General features: G+C 48.4%; 13 protein-coding genes. 2 read left to right on the top strand and 11 right to left on the bottom strand.

The genetic code is table 11. The features are described from left to right. Positions 1-74 precede the first annotated feature (74 nt). The 4 genes from ACXAGX_RS17925 to ACXAGX_RS17910 all read right to left on the bottom strand — a co-directional run bounded on the left by ACXAGX_RS17925 (position 75) and on the right by ACXAGX_RS17910 (position 4849). Complete coding sequence (locus ACXAGX_RS17925; protein WP_474839995.1) at positions 75-797, bottom strand: tyrosine-protein phosphatase; 723 nt, start codon at positions 795-797, stop codon at positions 75-77. Between the two features lie 24 nt (positions 798-821). Further along, positions 822-3038 (bottom strand): GumC family protein, encoded by a 2217-nt coding sequence (locus tag ACXAGX_RS17920; RefSeq protein WP_474839993.1) that lies wholly within the window; start codon positions 3036-3038, stop codon positions 822-824. Positions 3039-3101: 63 nt separating this feature from the next. Further along, positions 3102-3563: a polysaccharide biosynthesis/export family protein gene (locus tag ACXAGX_RS17915; RefSeq protein ID WP_474839991.1), complete on the bottom strand. Its 462-nt coding sequence runs from the start codon at positions 3561-3563 to the stop codon at positions 3102-3104. Positions 3564-3649: 86 nt separating this feature from the next. Further along, a complete protein-coding gene (locus ACXAGX_RS17910; RefSeq protein WP_474839989.1) occupies positions 3650-4849 on the bottom strand; it encodes an outer membrane beta-barrel protein in 1200 nt (399 codons plus the stop codon). 270 nt (positions 4850-5119) lie between these two features. On the opposite strand from ACXAGX_RS17910, the gene ACXAGX_RS17905 reads away from it, so the two are divergent. After that, complete coding sequence (locus ACXAGX_RS17905; protein ID WP_474839987.1) at positions 5120-6577, top strand: undecaprenyl-phosphate glucose phosphotransferase; 1458 nt, start codon at positions 5120-5122, stop codon at positions 6575-6577. Between the two features lie 101 nt (positions 6578-6678). Here ACXAGX_RS17905 and ACXAGX_RS17900 read toward each other — a convergent pair whose 3' ends face one another. Together ACXAGX_RS17900 and ACXAGX_RS17895 are read right to left on the bottom strand one after the other, a co-directional pair. Next, positions 6679-7587, bottom strand: coding sequence for a LysR substrate-binding domain-containing protein (locus ACXAGX_RS17900; protein WP_474839985.1), 909 nt, complete (start codon positions 7585-7587; stop codon positions 6679-6681). Between the two features lie 95 nt (positions 7588-7682). Then, on the bottom strand, positions 7683-8528 hold the full coding sequence (locus ACXAGX_RS17895) for a hypothetical protein (protein WP_474839983.1): 846 nt from the start codon (positions 8526-8528) through the stop codon (positions 7683-7685). A 211-nt stretch (positions 8529-8739) separates the two neighbouring features. On the opposite strand from ACXAGX_RS17895, the gene ACXAGX_RS17890 reads away from it, so the two are divergent. Continuing rightward, on the top strand, positions 8740-9708 hold the full coding sequence (locus ACXAGX_RS17890; RefSeq protein WP_474823522.1) for a universal stress protein: 969 nt from the start codon (positions 8740-8742) through the stop codon (positions 9706-9708). Between the two features lie 93 nt (positions 9709-9801). Here the strand turns inward: ACXAGX_RS17890 and ACXAGX_RS17885 are convergent, their stop codons facing one another. The 5 genes from ACXAGX_RS17885 to ACXAGX_RS17865 form a co-directional block, all read right to left on the bottom strand. Further along, complete coding sequence (locus ACXAGX_RS17885) at positions 9802-11073, bottom strand: inorganic phosphate transporter (protein ID WP_070127491.1); 1272 nt, start codon at positions 11071-11073, stop codon at positions 9802-9804. Positions 11074-11355: 282 nt separating this feature from the next. After that, positions 11356-12075: a phosphate signaling complex protein PhoU gene (gene phoU, locus ACXAGX_RS17880; RefSeq protein WP_474823515.1), complete on the bottom strand. Its 720-nt coding sequence runs from the start codon at positions 12073-12075 to the stop codon at positions 11356-11358. A 12-nt stretch (positions 12076-12087) separates the two neighbouring features. Beyond that, the gene (gene pstB, locus ACXAGX_RS17875; RefSeq protein ID WP_474823510.1) at positions 12088-12894 is read right to left on the bottom strand and encodes a phosphate ABC transporter ATP-binding protein PstB; all 807 of its coding nucleotides are present in this window, start codon (positions 12892-12894) and stop codon (positions 12088-12090) included. A gap of 7 nt (positions 12895-12901) precedes the next feature. Then, entirely contained in the window at positions 12902-14476 is a 1575-nt protein-coding gene (pstA, locus tag ACXAGX_RS17870) for a phosphate ABC transporter permease PstA (RefSeq protein WP_474839981.1), read from the bottom strand. Beyond that, entirely contained in the window at positions 14469-16628 is a 2160-nt protein-coding gene (locus ACXAGX_RS17865; RefSeq protein ID WP_474839979.1) for an ABC transporter permease subunit, read from the bottom strand. The genes pstA and ACXAGX_RS17865 overlap by 8 nt, the downstream gene beginning before the upstream one ends. Positions 16629-16802: the final 174 nt, after the last annotated feature.

Genomic DNA, 16802 nt, shown 5'->3' with positions numbered 1-16802 from the left:
ACGTATTTTAAAAACACAAAGCCCGCTAAAAAGCGGGCTTTGATGGTTTGATAATGCGGCGTGTTTTTGCGCACCTAAAGGTCAACACCCACAATGGCAGCGGGATTCGTCTTGAACAATCTGTTCGCTACGTCTTCAGAAGCGTGCTCACACACTACCTTGTAGGCAGCCCCCATATCATTGGGCCTGCGTTTCGTGTCGTGCATATCTGAAGCAACCATATCAATTTGATTTTCTTGCAACATGTTCATGGCCAGCTCTTCTACGTGCTCACCAAAACGGCCAATGAACGCGCCAGCTGTCACCTGAAGTAAGCAACCTTGATTGCGCAACCACTGAATTTTCTCTGGACGCTTCCACACGTCCCGATTTCGTTCCGGGTGAGGAATTAATGGTTGAACGCCTTCATTGTGTAACCATCGAAAGAGCTGATCTAAACCGGCGGGCATATTACTGTGCGGCATTTCCAGCAGCAAAACCTGTTTCCCTTTATGGGTGCCGAGATAGGGCAATTTTGACTGCTTAAACCAAACAGGCACCATTTCGTTTACCCGCACTTCTCCTGCCCAGGACAAAGACAACGGAATGCCCTGCTCTGCCACAGCCACTTTCAATTCCTGAAAGCCCGCTTCAATATTTTCCTGGGTATTGTCGAACGTTCCCCAATGAATATGAGGCGTACAGACAAGGTGGGTAACCCCTGCCTCAACGGCCTGCCTGGCCATATCCAGTGCCATTTCCATTGTGCGGGCACCGTCATCGATGCCCGGAATAATGTGACTATGTACGTCGATCACAATACTACACCCTTGTTACTCATCTTAGTTTGTATTGTAACCGTACTGGTCGTAGAAACCACCATAGCGTTGCGAAACGTCAGACTTTCTCAGGTCAACCTGGTTCAGTACCACGCCATCTACGCGGTGTCCTACTTGTAAGAAGCGGCCTAGTCCGTTCTTGATCATCTTCTCGCTGGTACTGTCTGCGCGTACGACGTAAATCACCGAGTCACAGCTTTTCGATACCACCATAGCATCTGATACCGCCTGTGTTGGCGCGGTATCCACAACCACATACTTGTATTCTTTCTTAAGATGATTGATTAGGGCTTTAAATCCGTCGCCATCTAATAATTCTTGTGGGTTAGATGGAATACTGCCCGCACAAATTATGTCGATGCCAGATTGCTCATCGTGCACCACACACTCTCGCAGCGAGTGAGTTTTCATGATCAGATTAGACAATCCAGGCTGATAATTGGGTACGTTGAAACGTTTGCCCACAACCGGACGACGTAAGTCCGCATCAATTAGAATGGTTTTGTCTAACTGACCTAACGCAAAAGAAAGGTTTACTGAAACGGTGGTTTTACCTTCTTTAGGCACAGACGACGTGACGAGAATGGCCTGATTCTGACGGTCTAGGTTAATCAGCGACAAACTGGTTCTCAGCGTTCTTACCGACTCACTGAACTGGTGGAATTTGTTGTCGAAGAATGCACGCAAATCCATGTCCTGACGGCGTTTAACGTGGATAAGTGGAATGAGGCCCAGCATGCGCTGCCCCAGTTTTTTCTCCACATCATCGACAGAACGCACACCGCTATTCATCGCTTCTAACACGAAGGCCAGCAGAACTCCGAATCCGAAGCTGGCAACAAAGGCTGCCACAATCAGCAAAGTTTTATTCGGTGCAGTAGGATTATTCGGCACCGGTGCAGGATCAAGCACCCGGGCATTGGCCGACTCAAAGCCACCCATTTCGCTGGTTTCTTTCAAGCGGGTAAACATTGAGTTATAAAGTTGCTGGTTAATATCTACTTCGCGCTGCAATGCGCGGCGGGTGTTTTCAAGATTCGACAGCTTACGGTACTCAGATTTCGCGTTTGACACTTCGGTTTGCAGGGTAGCAACACGTTCCTGAGACGCACGATATTGCGTAGTAATACTCGAAATCAAATCGCGAATTTGCGTTTGTAAGGTATCGCGCACCGAGGTGAGTTCAGCATTCGCGGCGATCATCTGCGGGTGTTTAGGCCCGAATACTTTACTCAGCTCAGATACCCGACTCATTGCTTCCGCTTCCTGACGACGCACACTTTGAATATTTGCGTGGTTAAGTACTTCCGGCAGTCTCGCCAGTGCACCGTAATCAGCACCGTTTCTTTGCGTTTGCTCGTAAATAGTACGGTTTTGTTTCAGTGTCGTTTGCGCTTTTAACAGCTGATCACTGAGTTGCTCCAACTCTTCGGCAGCTAAACCGACCACGCCATTACTGAGATTGACTAACTGATTTTTCTCGTAAAATTGAGACAAGTCCCGCTCAGCTGTTTGCAGCTTGTCACGCAGGCCATCCATACTCTCCGTTAAGAAAGAAGTGGCTTTGGTGGTCATTTCTACTTTAGCTGACAGGTAATTTTCTACATACACATCGCCCATGGTGGTGGCGATGGCAGCCGCCAAACGGGGCGAGTCGCTGGTAGCCGTAATATTGATAACCTGGGTATTTTCTACCAAAGAAACATCAATGGATTTCATCAGCTTATTAATAGCAGCTTGTCGACGCTTCTCCATTCGCGCTTCTTCGCTTAACGGTGCTTTTTCCGTTTTCTCGATGAACGGCAAGTTATCCATAACGAAGTTTTTCGCTTGCGTAATAACTGACTTTTCGCCATCTGAAGGCGGCATGAAAACAGGATCATTCGCCAAATCGAGCTCGTCAACGGCACGGGCCGCCACTTGGCGAGACTGAATGATTTGGTATTGGGTACGCATGTAATCTTTGCGCGTGGTGTCTGATTTATACACCTCTTCGATAGACATAACGTTGGCCGGCTGCGACTCAATGAGCAGGCTGGCCGTAGCGGAATAAATCGGGGTCATGCGCATCACAATAAGACCAACCAATACCGTAAACAGTATGGCTAACAACAAGATACGACCAAAATAGCGTTTAAACACCTGCCAGTAGTGTGCAAAGTCGATGGTTTCATCGTCCAGAATACTTGTCTGAAGCGAGTCCTTCATTTTCAACGACATATAAGATCCTTTAAGTTCAAAATTTCATGCCCCAAACAGGTTGGGATTGCACAGACACGGTTTCTAGAAAAAACGTTGTGGAATAGTAATGATGTCGCCAGGCTGAATCAGATGGCTCACATTCACTTCAATGGTTTGCTGCTCGCCTTTGCGTTCGCGAACAATTTGAATATCTGAGCGGGACGCCCGCTCGGTGTAACCGCCAGCCAGCGCCGCAGCCTTATTCACAGACAATCCTGGCTGATAGGGATAACCGCCGGGATTCTTCACCTCGCCGTCAATGAAGAAAGGACGATATTCAACAATAGACACGGCAACAGAAGGATTAACCAGATAATCCCCTTCCAGCCCGTTATAAATCAGCTTTTCTACTTCAGAGAGAGTGAGCCCGACAAGCTTGAGTTCGCCAAGAAAGGGATAATTGATAATGCCCACATCCGGCAGACGGGTTTCCATGGACAGGTCGCTTTGACCAAATACATTAATGGCAACTTTGTCTCCTACCCCCAGTCTATATGAACTCATACTGGCATTGCCTTCCTGCGCCTGAACCATAAAGGCCGTCATTAGTAAAAGAAAGGCGGCAAATGTCCTTTTTGCAATTGCATTCATTAAAGCGTTACCCTTGCTGTTAGTCCGTAAATATTTCTGTCGTACTCGATGAATTCGCTATTACTGTCACGCTCACTCATCGAATAATACAATCCGAAGGTCAACCAGCGACGGAATTCATAATCTGCTGCCAGTGTGAGTTTGGTTGTATCATCTTGTCTTAAATCTTCTACGTCGCCTTCGTAATCATCGTTCATAAATGCCAGCGATGCAGTAGTAGAAAAACGTTGTAACCAATCGTGCTTCCAACTTACCAGGTAATCTGTGCTACGGATGTAGTCGGCTTCACTGTTGGTCTCCCGCGTATCCTGTTTAGTGCTTAGAGTAAACTGGGAGTAAGTAAACGGCAGATATCGAACGCCCACTTCCCACGCTAAGCCGTTGAAGTCGTCGCGAGAAGGTGCATCGAACGTCTTCTCTTTATAGCCTATTTTCGCAAAACTTTGCGTAACTTCGTCGAAGTCCCAACTTAAACCAGCCAAAATACTGTTTTCGTCACTGTCGAGAGGACTTTCTGGATTCGCATCATAGTCATATTCAATTTCGTCACGGCGGGCATCAATCACTAAATTGGTACCTTCCCACAGACGATACAAGAACTGCGCGTTGTACTTCATACGGTCTCTGTCTCGAATAAGATACACTTCTTCGTTGTTGTCATAGTCGATATTTTCATAACCGACCGACAAATCCAGACGGCCAAAAGCGGATAACGCGCCGTAAGAATAAACCGCAGAAGCGCCCGTTTCTTTGTAGGTGTCTACACTGGTTAACTCGTTACCGAAGCCGTTTGAATAACGACGACCACGTTCATCATGGCCATCTTCGTAGCGTAGCGTGCCTTTCAATCTGTTACGGTCATTAATTTCAAAGTCGCCTTTTACGTTGGCGAAATGGTCTGTGTAGTTATCGGCTTCACTGGAGAAATACTCTCCGCGCTCAAGGCGATAGCCCATACTCACTTTATGTCCGTTGAATTCGGTATACGCATTTAATTCTGGAGAGACGATTCCCACCCAGCTACTAATTTCTTGTTCAGCGTCGCTGGCATAAGTCACGTTGTCGATATTGAGGAAATCAGTGGTGAGAACAGGTTTCAAATCGAACTTTCCAACCTGAATAGTCCCCTCTTCCTGAGCAGATACGGCGTGTGTACAACAAAAGGAAATGGCGATAGCAACTGAAGTCCTTTTAGACATATGTTCTCCCGAAAAATTCAATTTCATGACCGTGCAGGAAAGCATCGATCGAATATTTGAAATGCTGACTATGCGATTTGTATGCCAGCGAATGACACTTCAAAAAACTTTTACATTTCACCTCTTTCAATACTGAAAAAAACTGGAACGGGATCTGCATTACCTATTACAGGAAACGGTTAAATTTTGTGACGTACAAATTGCCATAGCCGTGCAGTTACCTGTAACTCATTGATAAACAGGCACGTCACACTTCGGAGAGACGAAAAAATGAAATTCAATTTACTGCAAAGTCAGACGCTGAATAGCAACGCCCTTAGGGTGAACGATGAGCGCAGTGGTATTTCAAGCTCGTATCAAAGCAGCTTTTCAACGGTATACAGACTGGTAGATCTGTCTGTTATTACGCTGTGTTTTTACGCGACCATGTTCTATTACGCTGTGCCTGTAACCACGGGAACATTGATTTTGCTATTTATTAGCGTAGTCGCTTTTCAGGTTTCCGCGGAAGCCCTTGATTTATATCGTTCTTGGCGTTCAAGCCACACCAGCGCGCTAATGAAAACCGCAGCGATTGGCGGCATCATTAGTTTTGGGGCTACCCTTATTTTCGCCTTCGCATTCGCCCATGCACTGCCGCTTACAACAACTGCGACAGGCGTTTGGTTTGGTTCGGCGTTAGTGGGTCTTACAAGCTGGCGTTTAGTGCTGCGTCAGATCCTGTTTAAAGTGCGTCGCAGCGGCTTAAACGCCCGTTCTGCCATTATCATCGGTGCAAACGATGTAGGCTACAACATGGCTGTGCAGATGATGAATAACGACCAATTGGGTATTCATTTCCACGGTGTGTATGACGATCGTCCACGCGACCGTGTAGCGGAAAACTTCTCTGATCAGATAAAAGGTAATATTGATCAAGCGATTGCGTTAGCGAAAGCCCATCAAATCGATTACATCTATATTGCGCTGCCTACCAGTGCAGAAGACCGTATCAAGTCGATTCTGGAAAAGTGTAGTGATACCACTGCCAACGTGTACTTGATCCCGAATTTCTTCATGTACACCCTGTTGAACTCACGTTGGCAAAGTGTGGGCAACGCCCAGGCGTTGAGTGTATACGACACCCCGTTCCAAGGTGCAGATAACGTACTGAAACGTATAGAAGATATCATCGTAGGTACGGGTATTCTTACCGTGTTAGCCATTCCCATGCTGTGTATTGCAGCAGCGGTGAAATTAACATCGCCTGGCCCGGCTATTTTCCGTCAGAAACGTTACGGCCTGGATGGCAAAGAGATTACGGTTTATAAGTTCCGCTCTATGTCTACCCAGGATAACGGTAACGTTGTGAAGCAAGCGACGAAGAACGACCCTCGGGTAACACGCCTTGGCGCTTTCTTACGCCGTACCTCATTAGATGAATTGCCGCAGTTTATCAATGTGTTACAAGGTAGAATGTCAATTGTTGGCCCTCGCCCTCATGCGGTTGCGCATAACGAGGAATACCGTAAGTTGATCACCGGTTATATGCTGCGTCACAAAATTCGTCCGGGCATTACAGGCTGGGCGCAGGTGAACGGTTTGCGTGGCGAAACGGATACGCTAGATAAGATGGCAAAACGGGTTGAATACGACCTGGATTACATGCACCGCTGGTCTGTCGGCTTTGATCTCAAGATCATTTTAAAGACAGTAGTCGGTGGTTTTAGCGATAAAAATGCCTACTAAAGTATAATGAAGTGTGTAATCTTTTCGCGCTGAACAGTAGCGATCGATAACACACTTCATTAACAACTATTTCATGCCAACCACAAAGTATTGCTTAAAAGCTATTTCAGCGTTGGGATGGGTAACAACGGCGACAGCACTTCACCAATACGACGGAAAAGACGCATACGGGTAGTGCCAGAACGCCACACCAATCCAATTTCCCGATAGGCATTATCTTCCGCAGGCAACGCTTTCAGTTCGGTGTTGCGAATGATGTTTTGATTCAACGACAGTTCTGGCAAAAACGTATATCCCAGCTTACTGTTCGCTAGCTGAACCAGCGTGTACAAACTGCTGGCAGCCAGGCTACTTACCTGTTCACTGTGTTGCAGGTTACAGGCACTCACCGCATGGCCCGTCATACAGTGCTCTTGCTGCAGCAGAAAGATACTGTTGTTGGGTAACGTAGTGATATCGAAGGGATCGGGTAACGAACCAGCCAAATTTTCATGGGCGACTAAGTGGAAGGGATCTTGGCCCAGAACCATTTGTTTACAACCCGGCGTATCCATGGGAAGCGCCAGAATGAGTAAATCCAGTTGCCCGTCGGAAAGCTGCTGCAGCAGGTTTTGCGTGGTATCTTCCTGAAGTTCTAACGATATGTCAGGTAAAAAGGCTTTAAATGCGCCAATCATACCCTCAAACATGAACGGGGCGATGGTTGGAATAACGCCGAGTTTGAGTTTCCCTTTTTCCCAGTTCCCAGCATTCTGCGCAAATTCTACCAACTCTCCCGCTTCCTGAAGCAGGATTTTACTTCTGGCGACTACTTCCAGCCCCAACGAGGTGAATACAAAGGTTTTGTGTTCGCGCTCAAGTAGTTGGCTACCGAAATGCTCTTCCAGATTCTGAATTGCAGTACTTAACGTAGACTGACTCACATTACAACGTTGAGCTGCACGGTGAAAATGCTGCTCCTGATGGAGGGTTACCAAATAATGCAAATGTTTAAGGTTAGGCCACTTCATAGATAAAATAATAGATTAGAACACACACTTCTAATCTACCATATTGATAACATAAGTCATCAGTTATTTACGCAGTAGCCCTTACAACGCCAGTGTTATTTGTTCATGCGCCGGATAACCAGAATCAAGCTCACTGCCATAAACATGCCGAAAGTGCCGGGCTCATGCACCTGCACAGCAGTTACCGCCTGTAAACTTTGCGACAGTGCCTCAAATGGCGTATTTACAGCACTAACGCTGCTCAGCAAGCTGTTGCTGGAATCTACCCAGCCCCCGTTCATTCCACCGCCCTGCACAATAGCCATAACATAGAAGGTATCGCCAGGGTTCACCGCTAAAGAAAGGGAGAGTGACTCTTCAACCAGCTCGCCGCTGCCAATGGCGTAGTCGTCAGAATGATACATTGCTGCACCGAGTTCGTTGGACCACTGCGGCGCAAAGCCAATGTGGCTCTCTAACGTTTCGAATAACACCAGGTTGGAAAAGAAATAGCTGTCGGTGTCTCCATCCCACTCGCCCGCCGACATTGTAAAATCGAAAGACGTGGTAAAGGTGAGCGTATCACTCGCGCCTGTCCATTCAAATTGCTGATACGCAGCCACGTTTGAGGAAGCGCGTTCCTGTAAATCGCCTTCAGCATAGAAATGGACTTCTGGCAGGAAGAATAGGTCCGGGTCGAGACTGGCGGTAGCCCAGCTTGAATAAGACTCTAAAGCCACAAACGTGGCGTTATTTACGACCACTTCTTCTGCAATGATTTCATTCGGATACGGGTCGTAAGACTGGGCGATACACTCCATTTCATTCGTGGCGTATGGGCAAATTCGGGTGGTGGTGTTAATGCCTAAGCCGGAGGAAATAGTTGTGGCCTGTGCACTCACTACAGCAAAAGAACAACCTATAGCTAATACAACGGGTAAAACATTTAAGAATCCTTTCATCAGAATTATCCTGTGGGTAGAATTAGCGTTTGATTTACTTTAATAGCATTTACCGAATAGTTCAAATTTTAACCACTGCAATATTTTATTGCCATCGCGCTTTGGCAAATTCACTGAAATGTCATGAAACGGCACGACGGTTCAGCCACAGAAAAACTATACTGAGTAAAGTGAAGCAACGGCGAGCTATTTTGTTTAATACGAGGTACCCATGAAGGAAAACATTCGCAACATACTTTGTGTGTTACACGATACGCACGGACAAGATGGCCTCGTCCAACGCGCAATGAACATTGCCCAGAAATATCAGGCAAAGCTTACGGTAATGTTGGCAATGGAGTCGTTGCCCCCGAATGCGCGTATGATCATGCAGTCGTTTGAGTATCTGGAGTCCCAGTCGTCAATAAATCAAACCGCGCAGGACTGGCTCGACGAAAAAGCTGCGACCTGGTCGCAGCAATATCCGGTAAAAACCGTCGTTACCATTGGCGATCGGTTTATCGATATCATCCATCATGTTACCAACAACAACCACGACCTGGTTATAAAGCAGAACGAAAACGAAGCGTCGGGCTACATTACCAGCAGCGACGATAAGCACCTGCTGAGAAAGTGCCCTTGCCCTGTATGGATAATGCAGGCCGATGAGTTAAAAAAAGACAAGCAGGTTGTTGCAGCCATCGATGTGAATTATCACTATCCTGAGCATGAAGTGTCTCTGCGTAAACAACTGGCATTCGATATTCTTTTCCACGCCTGGCAACTTGCTGCACTGGAAAACGCGTCGCTGCATATCGTGCATGTTTACGATGGTGTGCCTGAAAATATTCTGCGTCAGGGGTTCATCAGTGTTAATGAAGATGCTGCCCAGCAAGACCTCAATGCTATCCGTCAGGAACGGCAGGAAGAAATTGACCGCTTACTGGGTGTTCTGGCCCTGGAAGTAAAAGACAGTGAAGGCAGCGAGTTGAAGCCACAGGTTCATCTGGTACGTGGTTACCCCCGCCGGGAAATTGCTAACACAGCTAACGCCTGCGGTGCCACTACGCTGGTGATGGGTACGCTATCACGGCTAGGCGTGCCGGGTTACATCATGGGCGGCACGGCTGAAGAAACTCTTGAGCAGGTTGAGTGCGCGTTATATGGCCTTAAACCACAGGGATTTACATCACCGGTTTAACGACTTCTATACGAAAAAGGCCGGTTACCTTTGCGGGTAACCGGCCTTTTTGTTTCTATACGCTTGCTTTTTTTCGCTTGGCTGTTTACTTACTTAGGCAACACCAAATGCCGCTTTCAAGCAGAAGAAGAATACGATTGCCAGAATCGCACCTGCAGGCAGGGTCACAATCCACGACACCACAATGTTACGTACAATGCCCAGATTCAGAGCCGACACACCACGCGCTAGGCCAACACCCAGAACCGCACCCACCAACGTTTGTGTGGTTGAAATAGGTAATCCCGTTCCCGAAGCAATAACAACTGTACAAGCTGCTGCCAATTCTGCGGCAAAACCCCGGCTTGGCGTAAGATGGGTAATACCCTGACCGATGGTTTTAATCACCCGGTGGCCGAATAAAGCCAGACCCGCAACAATACCTAAACCACCTAATGGTAAGATCCAAGGAGCCAGTTCAGAACTAGAGTTAATGGCACCACCGGAACTCACTACGCTTACTACCGCTGCCAACGGACCAATCGCATTGGCAACATCGTTGGAACCGTGAGCAAATGCCATACAACAAGCGGTTACCACCATGAGCATGGCGAACACTTTTTCAATATTGGCGCTTTGAATATCGGCACTCTGGTTCTCAGAAAACTTCATGCGAGAAATGGCGTAACGGCCAATACCACCCAGAATAATGGCAATCACCACCGCCAGGATGTAACCCATTTCAGGCGAGAACGTGAGACCCACGTGTTTCAGGCCCTTCTTGATGGTGACCAGCGACATAACGAAACCGGCCAGCCCCATGTAGAAAGGCACGTAGCGTTTTGCATTTTTGAACGGTGTTGCGGTGTCGAAAATCAGTTTATGTGCACTGACAAAAATCAGATAGGCAATAATACCGGAGATAGCAGGCGTAATAACCCAGCTTCCCACAATACCACCTACTTTGCTCCACTCAACGGCATCCATACTTACGCCAGTGGCAGTAAAGCCAATGATAGCGCCGATGATGGAATGGGTAGTGGATACCGGCCAACCTAACCAGGACGCTAATCCCAGCCAGATACCAGCGGCCAGCAAAGACGCAATCATCCCAAGTACCAGATAATCTGGCCGCTCAGAGAAATAGGTTGCGTCGATAATGCCTTTACGGATGGTACTTGTTACTTCGCCCCCCGCCAAATAGGCGCCAGCGAATTCAAATATCATCGCGATAATAATAGCTTGTTTGATCGTCAGCGCTTTGGACCCTACGGAGGTTCCCATTGCGTTGGCGACGTCATTGGCACCGATGCCCCACGCCATAACGAATCCGACCACAGCGGCCAGAATGATAAGCGTCATGCCATAACTTTGCAGAAGTTCCACAGGTTTCGCTCCTGGATATTATTTGCTTGCTACGCAGGAAAACGCCAAAGGGCGCTGAGGATTGATTGTGATATTTCCACTCGGGAAATTTACAACAGGCGCTAGCGGTAAGTTATCTGTCATAGGTTGTTTTTTAAACGTTTCTAATTTGGCTGCGGCGCATGATAACGTAACTGAACCCGATGCAATAGTGTAATTTTGCCGGAATAAGACAAATCGCAAAGAATCCCGTCGGGTCCGACTATTATTAAAGCAAATATTTCATTTTTGTGACAACCAAGCCTAACTAAGATGCTTTAATTTCTGCTGCATGTTCTCTAAAGGCGCATGTCGCACGTCGGTACCGCGAGACAAATACACCACATATTCGCAAATATTCTTACAACGATCGCCGATCCGCTCTAATGATCGCAGTGCCCAGAGTACTTCCAGCCAGTCTTGCATATCATCGGTGCTCTTTTGCATTTCTTCGGTGGTGTATTTAAGCAGCTTTTTATATTCCGCATCGATACGGTTGTCTTGGTCGTATACTTCCAGCGCTGAGTTTTCATCTTGCCGGGCTAGCGCGTCGAACGTACCACGCATCATTTGCACTACCCGCTCACCAATGAGCAACATGCTGCTTTTGATGGTTTCAGAAGCGGGCAGCTTATTTTTCGTCACCAGGCGGGCAATACGTTCAATTTCATCGCCCATGCGCTCGATATCGGTGATCGCTTTCGACACCATCATCACTAAGCGAAGATCAGACGCTGTAGGGTGACGCTTGGCAATGATCCGCAAGCACTCTTCGTCGATCTGCATTTCCATGTTATTAATTTTGAGATCGTTAAGAATGACTTTCTCAGCAAGGCCTGCATTGTTCTGTTGAATGGCTTTTAAGGTATCGACAAGTTGAAGTTCAACTTCTCCGCCCATGGTAAGCACAGAATTTCGCAAATTCTCTAGTTCGGTATTGAACTTGCCAGAAATATGCGTATTTAGAGCAACCTGACGAACCATATGCGCCTCCTGTTAGCCGTAGCGACCGGTAATGTAATCTTCGGTTTGTTTATGTTCCGGCATCGTGAACAAGGTGTCACTGTCGGCATACTCAATTAATTTGCCCTGATGCAAAAATGCCGTGTAATCAGACACCCGCGCCGCCTGTTGCATGTTGTGGGTAACAATCACAATGGTACACCGCTTTTTCAGGCTCGCCATGAGTTCTTCAATAAATAAGGTGGTTAAGGGGTCGAGGGCAGAAGTAGGCTCGTCGAGCAACAATATGTCGGGTTTCAGCGCCAACGCCCGGGCAATAACCAAACGCTGCTGCTGACCACCAGAAAGAATGTGCGCAGATTCAAATAACCGATCTTTGACTTCTTCCCACAGTGCCGCATCTTTCAGCGATTGCTCTACCGCGTCATCCAGATACCGGCGTACCCGAATGCCTTGCAGGCGAAGGCCATAACACACGTTGTCGTAAATGCTCATAGGAAAAGGATTTGGCCGCTGAAACACCATGCCCACCTGGGTGCGCAGCTGCGACACATTTTCTTTACGGCGGTTAATATCGCGGCCGCCAATGAAAATACTGCCGTCGTACCGACAATCCGGGGCCAGATCGTTCATGCGATTAAAGCAGCTGATCAACGTAGACTTGCCGCAACCACTTTGGCCAATCAGCGAAGTAATGCGATTTTTCGGTATCCGCATGCTGATATTGTGAAGCACGTGCTTTTGCCCGAACTGCAGGTTAAGTTGTTCAACCCGGATAGCCGTTTCCTCTTCACTGAGGTTCTGTACATCCAGCGTTTCGTGTTCAAATAGCTTCAGCATAAAATTCTCAGTTTGTGAGATAACGTTTACGCAGCCGCGCCCGCAGCAGCACAGCCAGAATATTAAGCACCAATACCACCAGCAGCAACAATAAGCAGGTAGCAAACATCATAGACGCCCCTTCCGCATCAGTTTGACTGTGGAACGCGCCATCATAAATCAGTACACCTAAGTGCATAAACTGTCGGTCGAGGTGCATGTAAGGAAACTCGGAGTCTAACGGCAGGTTCGGCGCAAATTTCACTGCGCCCACCAGCATGAGCGGGGCCACTTCACCTGCGGCACGTGCAATCGCCAGAATCACGCCCGTCATAATACCCGGAGAGGCCATGGGCAGCACGGTATGCAAAATCGTTTCTGCTTTCGTCGCCCCGAGCGCGTAACTGCCTGCCCGTAATCCATTCGGCACCCGCCGCAAACCTTCTTCGGTGGCAACAATCACAACGGGAAGCGTGAGAATAGCCATGGTCATGGCAGCCCAAAATAATCCCGGCGTCCCAAGCGTTGGCGCGGGCAGCGTATCGGCAAAAAACAGCGCATCGATATTGCCGCCCACCACATACACAAAGAAACCCAGACCAAACACGCCATAAACAATGGAAGGCACGCCAGCCATGTTCGACACGCTAATGCGAATAATGGCGGTAAGTAGGTTATCAGGCGCGTATTCATTCAGGTAAACCGCAGCGAGCACGCCAAACGGTGTAACGATGATGGTCATAATAAATACCATCATCACCGTACCAAAAAGCGCGGGAAATACACCGCCCGCAGTATTAGCCTGCTTGGGCGACTGAATAAGAAACTGCCCGATGTGACCGAACGTTACGCCAACTTTCCCCCACACACCAAGTTGTCCGGGAAACACAACCTCTTCAATGCTGGCAACCGGTACTGAAAGAGTTGTGCCATCAGCCATGGCGATTTTAAGGGTGTAATTGTCGCGCTGATTTTCCAGTTGAATGATTTTGTTCTGCCACTGCCTGAACGCATCGTTGAGTTTCTCCCTGGCCGGGGCATCCATGGCTACACCACGCACGTCCAGTTCAGACAGCTTCAGGTGAATAGCACTTAGCCAGCGAGTCCGGATGTCTTCAATTTGCTGCTCAATACTACTTACCTTCTCGGCAACCGACGCATAGGCCTGTTCAGAGTATCGAACATTGTCTGACGCGCGAATTTGTACCGGTACACCCAGCACTGATAAGCCATCATTCAAGGTAATATCGGCGCTGTTTACTGATTCTACCAGCGTAAGAATACGGTCTTCATCGATAAGGGCTTGTGTACCATGGGGCGCGTCACTGCTTGAGTACACCACTAACCGTACAGCGTCGCCCTGATCATGAAATTCGCTGAATACCCGTGCATAAACGGCTTTCGCCTGCTCAGTCTGGTCATCCACAAAGGTTAACGAATACACCGGCGCAGGCCAGAAATAAGCCACACCGCGGTAAATGATCAGTGCCAGCACCGACACCAGCGCTAACAACAATAAGGTTGACAGAAACGCCGTAAAGCTGATGACGAACGACTGCCGCTGCGCCGGGTTCATGATGGCTTCAATTTTGGTTTTAATCATGACGGGCGTTCACTCTGAGACGTTGGCGTAATAACTCTGCCAGCGTGTTTACCACAAAGGTAAATCCAAACAGAATGCAGGCGGTAAAGAATAAGATTTGATAATGCACGCTGTTTACGTCGGTCTCTGGCAGTTCAATGGCCAAGTTAGCAGTAAGTGCCCGCAAACCTTCGAGAAGGTGCCAGTCGGAGATGGGCGTGTTGCCGGTAACCATAAGCACTATCATGGTTTCGCCAAACGCCCGGCCGAAGCCCAGCATGATGGCCGCAAGAATGCCCGGCATGGCCATTTTGAGTACCACGTGATGCAGCGTTTGTAACCGGGTTGCCCCCAACGCAAACGAGGCATGTTTCAGATAATCCGGTACGCCACTGATGGCATCTTCTGCCAGCGAATAAATGGTGGGAGAAATCGCCACCCCTAGTGCTAGCGCCACCACGATGGTGGTTTTGCCAATAGGCGTTTCCGACGAAGTAGACAACGCAGTAAGGGAATCCACACCGGTTAAATTAAATATCCAGTCTGGCGCCCATTGCATACTCACGTAACCCAAGGCGAGCAGTAGCAAGGGTAGCACAATGAGCTCGGTGCCCCGGCGCAATACCGGTGGGAACTTTCTAGCGATACGATACTGAAACAACGCGGCGACAAACAAAATCACCGGCACAACTATCAAAAAGAAACCAAAAGAAAACAGCACCCGCTCTGCCATGGGCGCCAACCAAATGGCAGCCACAAAACCAATGAGTACAGAAGGCACGGCTTCCAGCATCTCCAGCGCAGGTTTAAGCCAATGGCGTAATCGCGCTTCTGAGAAGTAAGCCGAGTAAATGGCCGCCCCAACAGCCACCGGTATGGCAATCATTAACGCCAGAACCGACGCTTTAAGACTACCAATGAGTAACGGCACCAGACTGTATTTCGTTTCCTGATAGTCGGAACCACTGGTTGTTTGCCATACGGTATCGGCTTGTTGATAGCCTTCGTATTCCTGCGGCTGGAATAACGAGGCCCAGGTAGTCACGCCACTTAGCCAGTTTACTTTCTGAATGCTAACACCTATTTCTGATGCCAGATATAAACGACGTCCATACCAACTCAATGAGCTGCGCGGCACCTCAAGGCTAGTGGCACTCACTACCTCTCCGGTTACCCGGTTCATAAGTACTAACTTACTGGCAGAGGTTAATAATGCTAAAGCATCCGACGTGGCATGCACACTCACATCAACGGGCGTTTGATACTCGTCGAAGGGAATGGTCCAGGTAGGGTAAAACCTCATTTGCCCGTTGTTGTTGCGTAAAATCCAACGGGTGAGCAGGCCATTGTCTGATGCCGTTAGTAGCGTGCGATCTTTAGGCAGGCTTTGCCACCACACTATACTTTCTTTGGTGAGCGAGTGGTTGGCAACGCCACTTAGCGGCTGCTGGGTAAGTAACCCTTTTTCGAACGTCAACGTTAATGCCGCCCCTGGCAGTGGCAATACCATGGCACGGGGCGAGAAAGAGAAATCGATGATGCGGGTAGGATTCGCGCGATTAACCCAGCGCACAAACGTTTGAGAGTCGGTAACCACCTTTGCCACAATCCAGCGTTCGCCCGGATAAACCTGCCAAGACTGCTGAGCCAGCCATACCGCTTCGGGCAACGCAAAACTAATTAAGCCCGCGCCCAGGGCTTTCGGCTCGGCACCGGTTAGCAAAGGCGACTGCGTCATGGCGATAGACTGCACATCGACCACCCTTACCTGGCCAGAACCAGAAATATCAGCAATGTAGTGCAGTTCTTTCTCACTGACCACTGCCGTGCTGTGGTCGCAAGGCCGAATGTAATCGTGAAACGACGCAAACCCCGTTTCGGCCTTATTCAGGTTCAGCATGCGAACCCGGCAATCCTCTGTTCGCGCTAGCAGTGGCTGACCTTCCATGAGATCACCGGCAGACAGTACCGACAAGCCCTGACTTTTCTGGGCTTCATTAAATTCGGGGGAGGACACTTCCGATAACGACGGCGACATCGCCAGCGGCAATGCCTGGTAAATCAGGTGAGAAATTAACAACACCAATGTGAAAAGCACCAGCCCGCCGAACAGCGTCACGGTGACTTTCAGGCGCTTATCTTTGCGCTGCCTTTTTATGATTTGTTTGTCCACAGCTGACTTCATATTGTTAAAAGCAACTTTTGCCTGATTTTTCAAAGATCAGATAGGGTTGGTTGCCAATCATGTGTTATTTTAATACTGCTAATCAAGTGGAAAATCGTAGGCCCCGTGGCCTTCAACCTTCAGCACCGTTGCCGGGTGCCATCATTAAAAACAGGAGTGCGA

This window comes from Alteromonas sp. ABV4_515, from assembly GCF_056160345.1.
The sequence above is the reverse complement of the archived record's forward strand: the minus strand, read 5'-3'. Positions and strand labels throughout refer to the sequence as shown.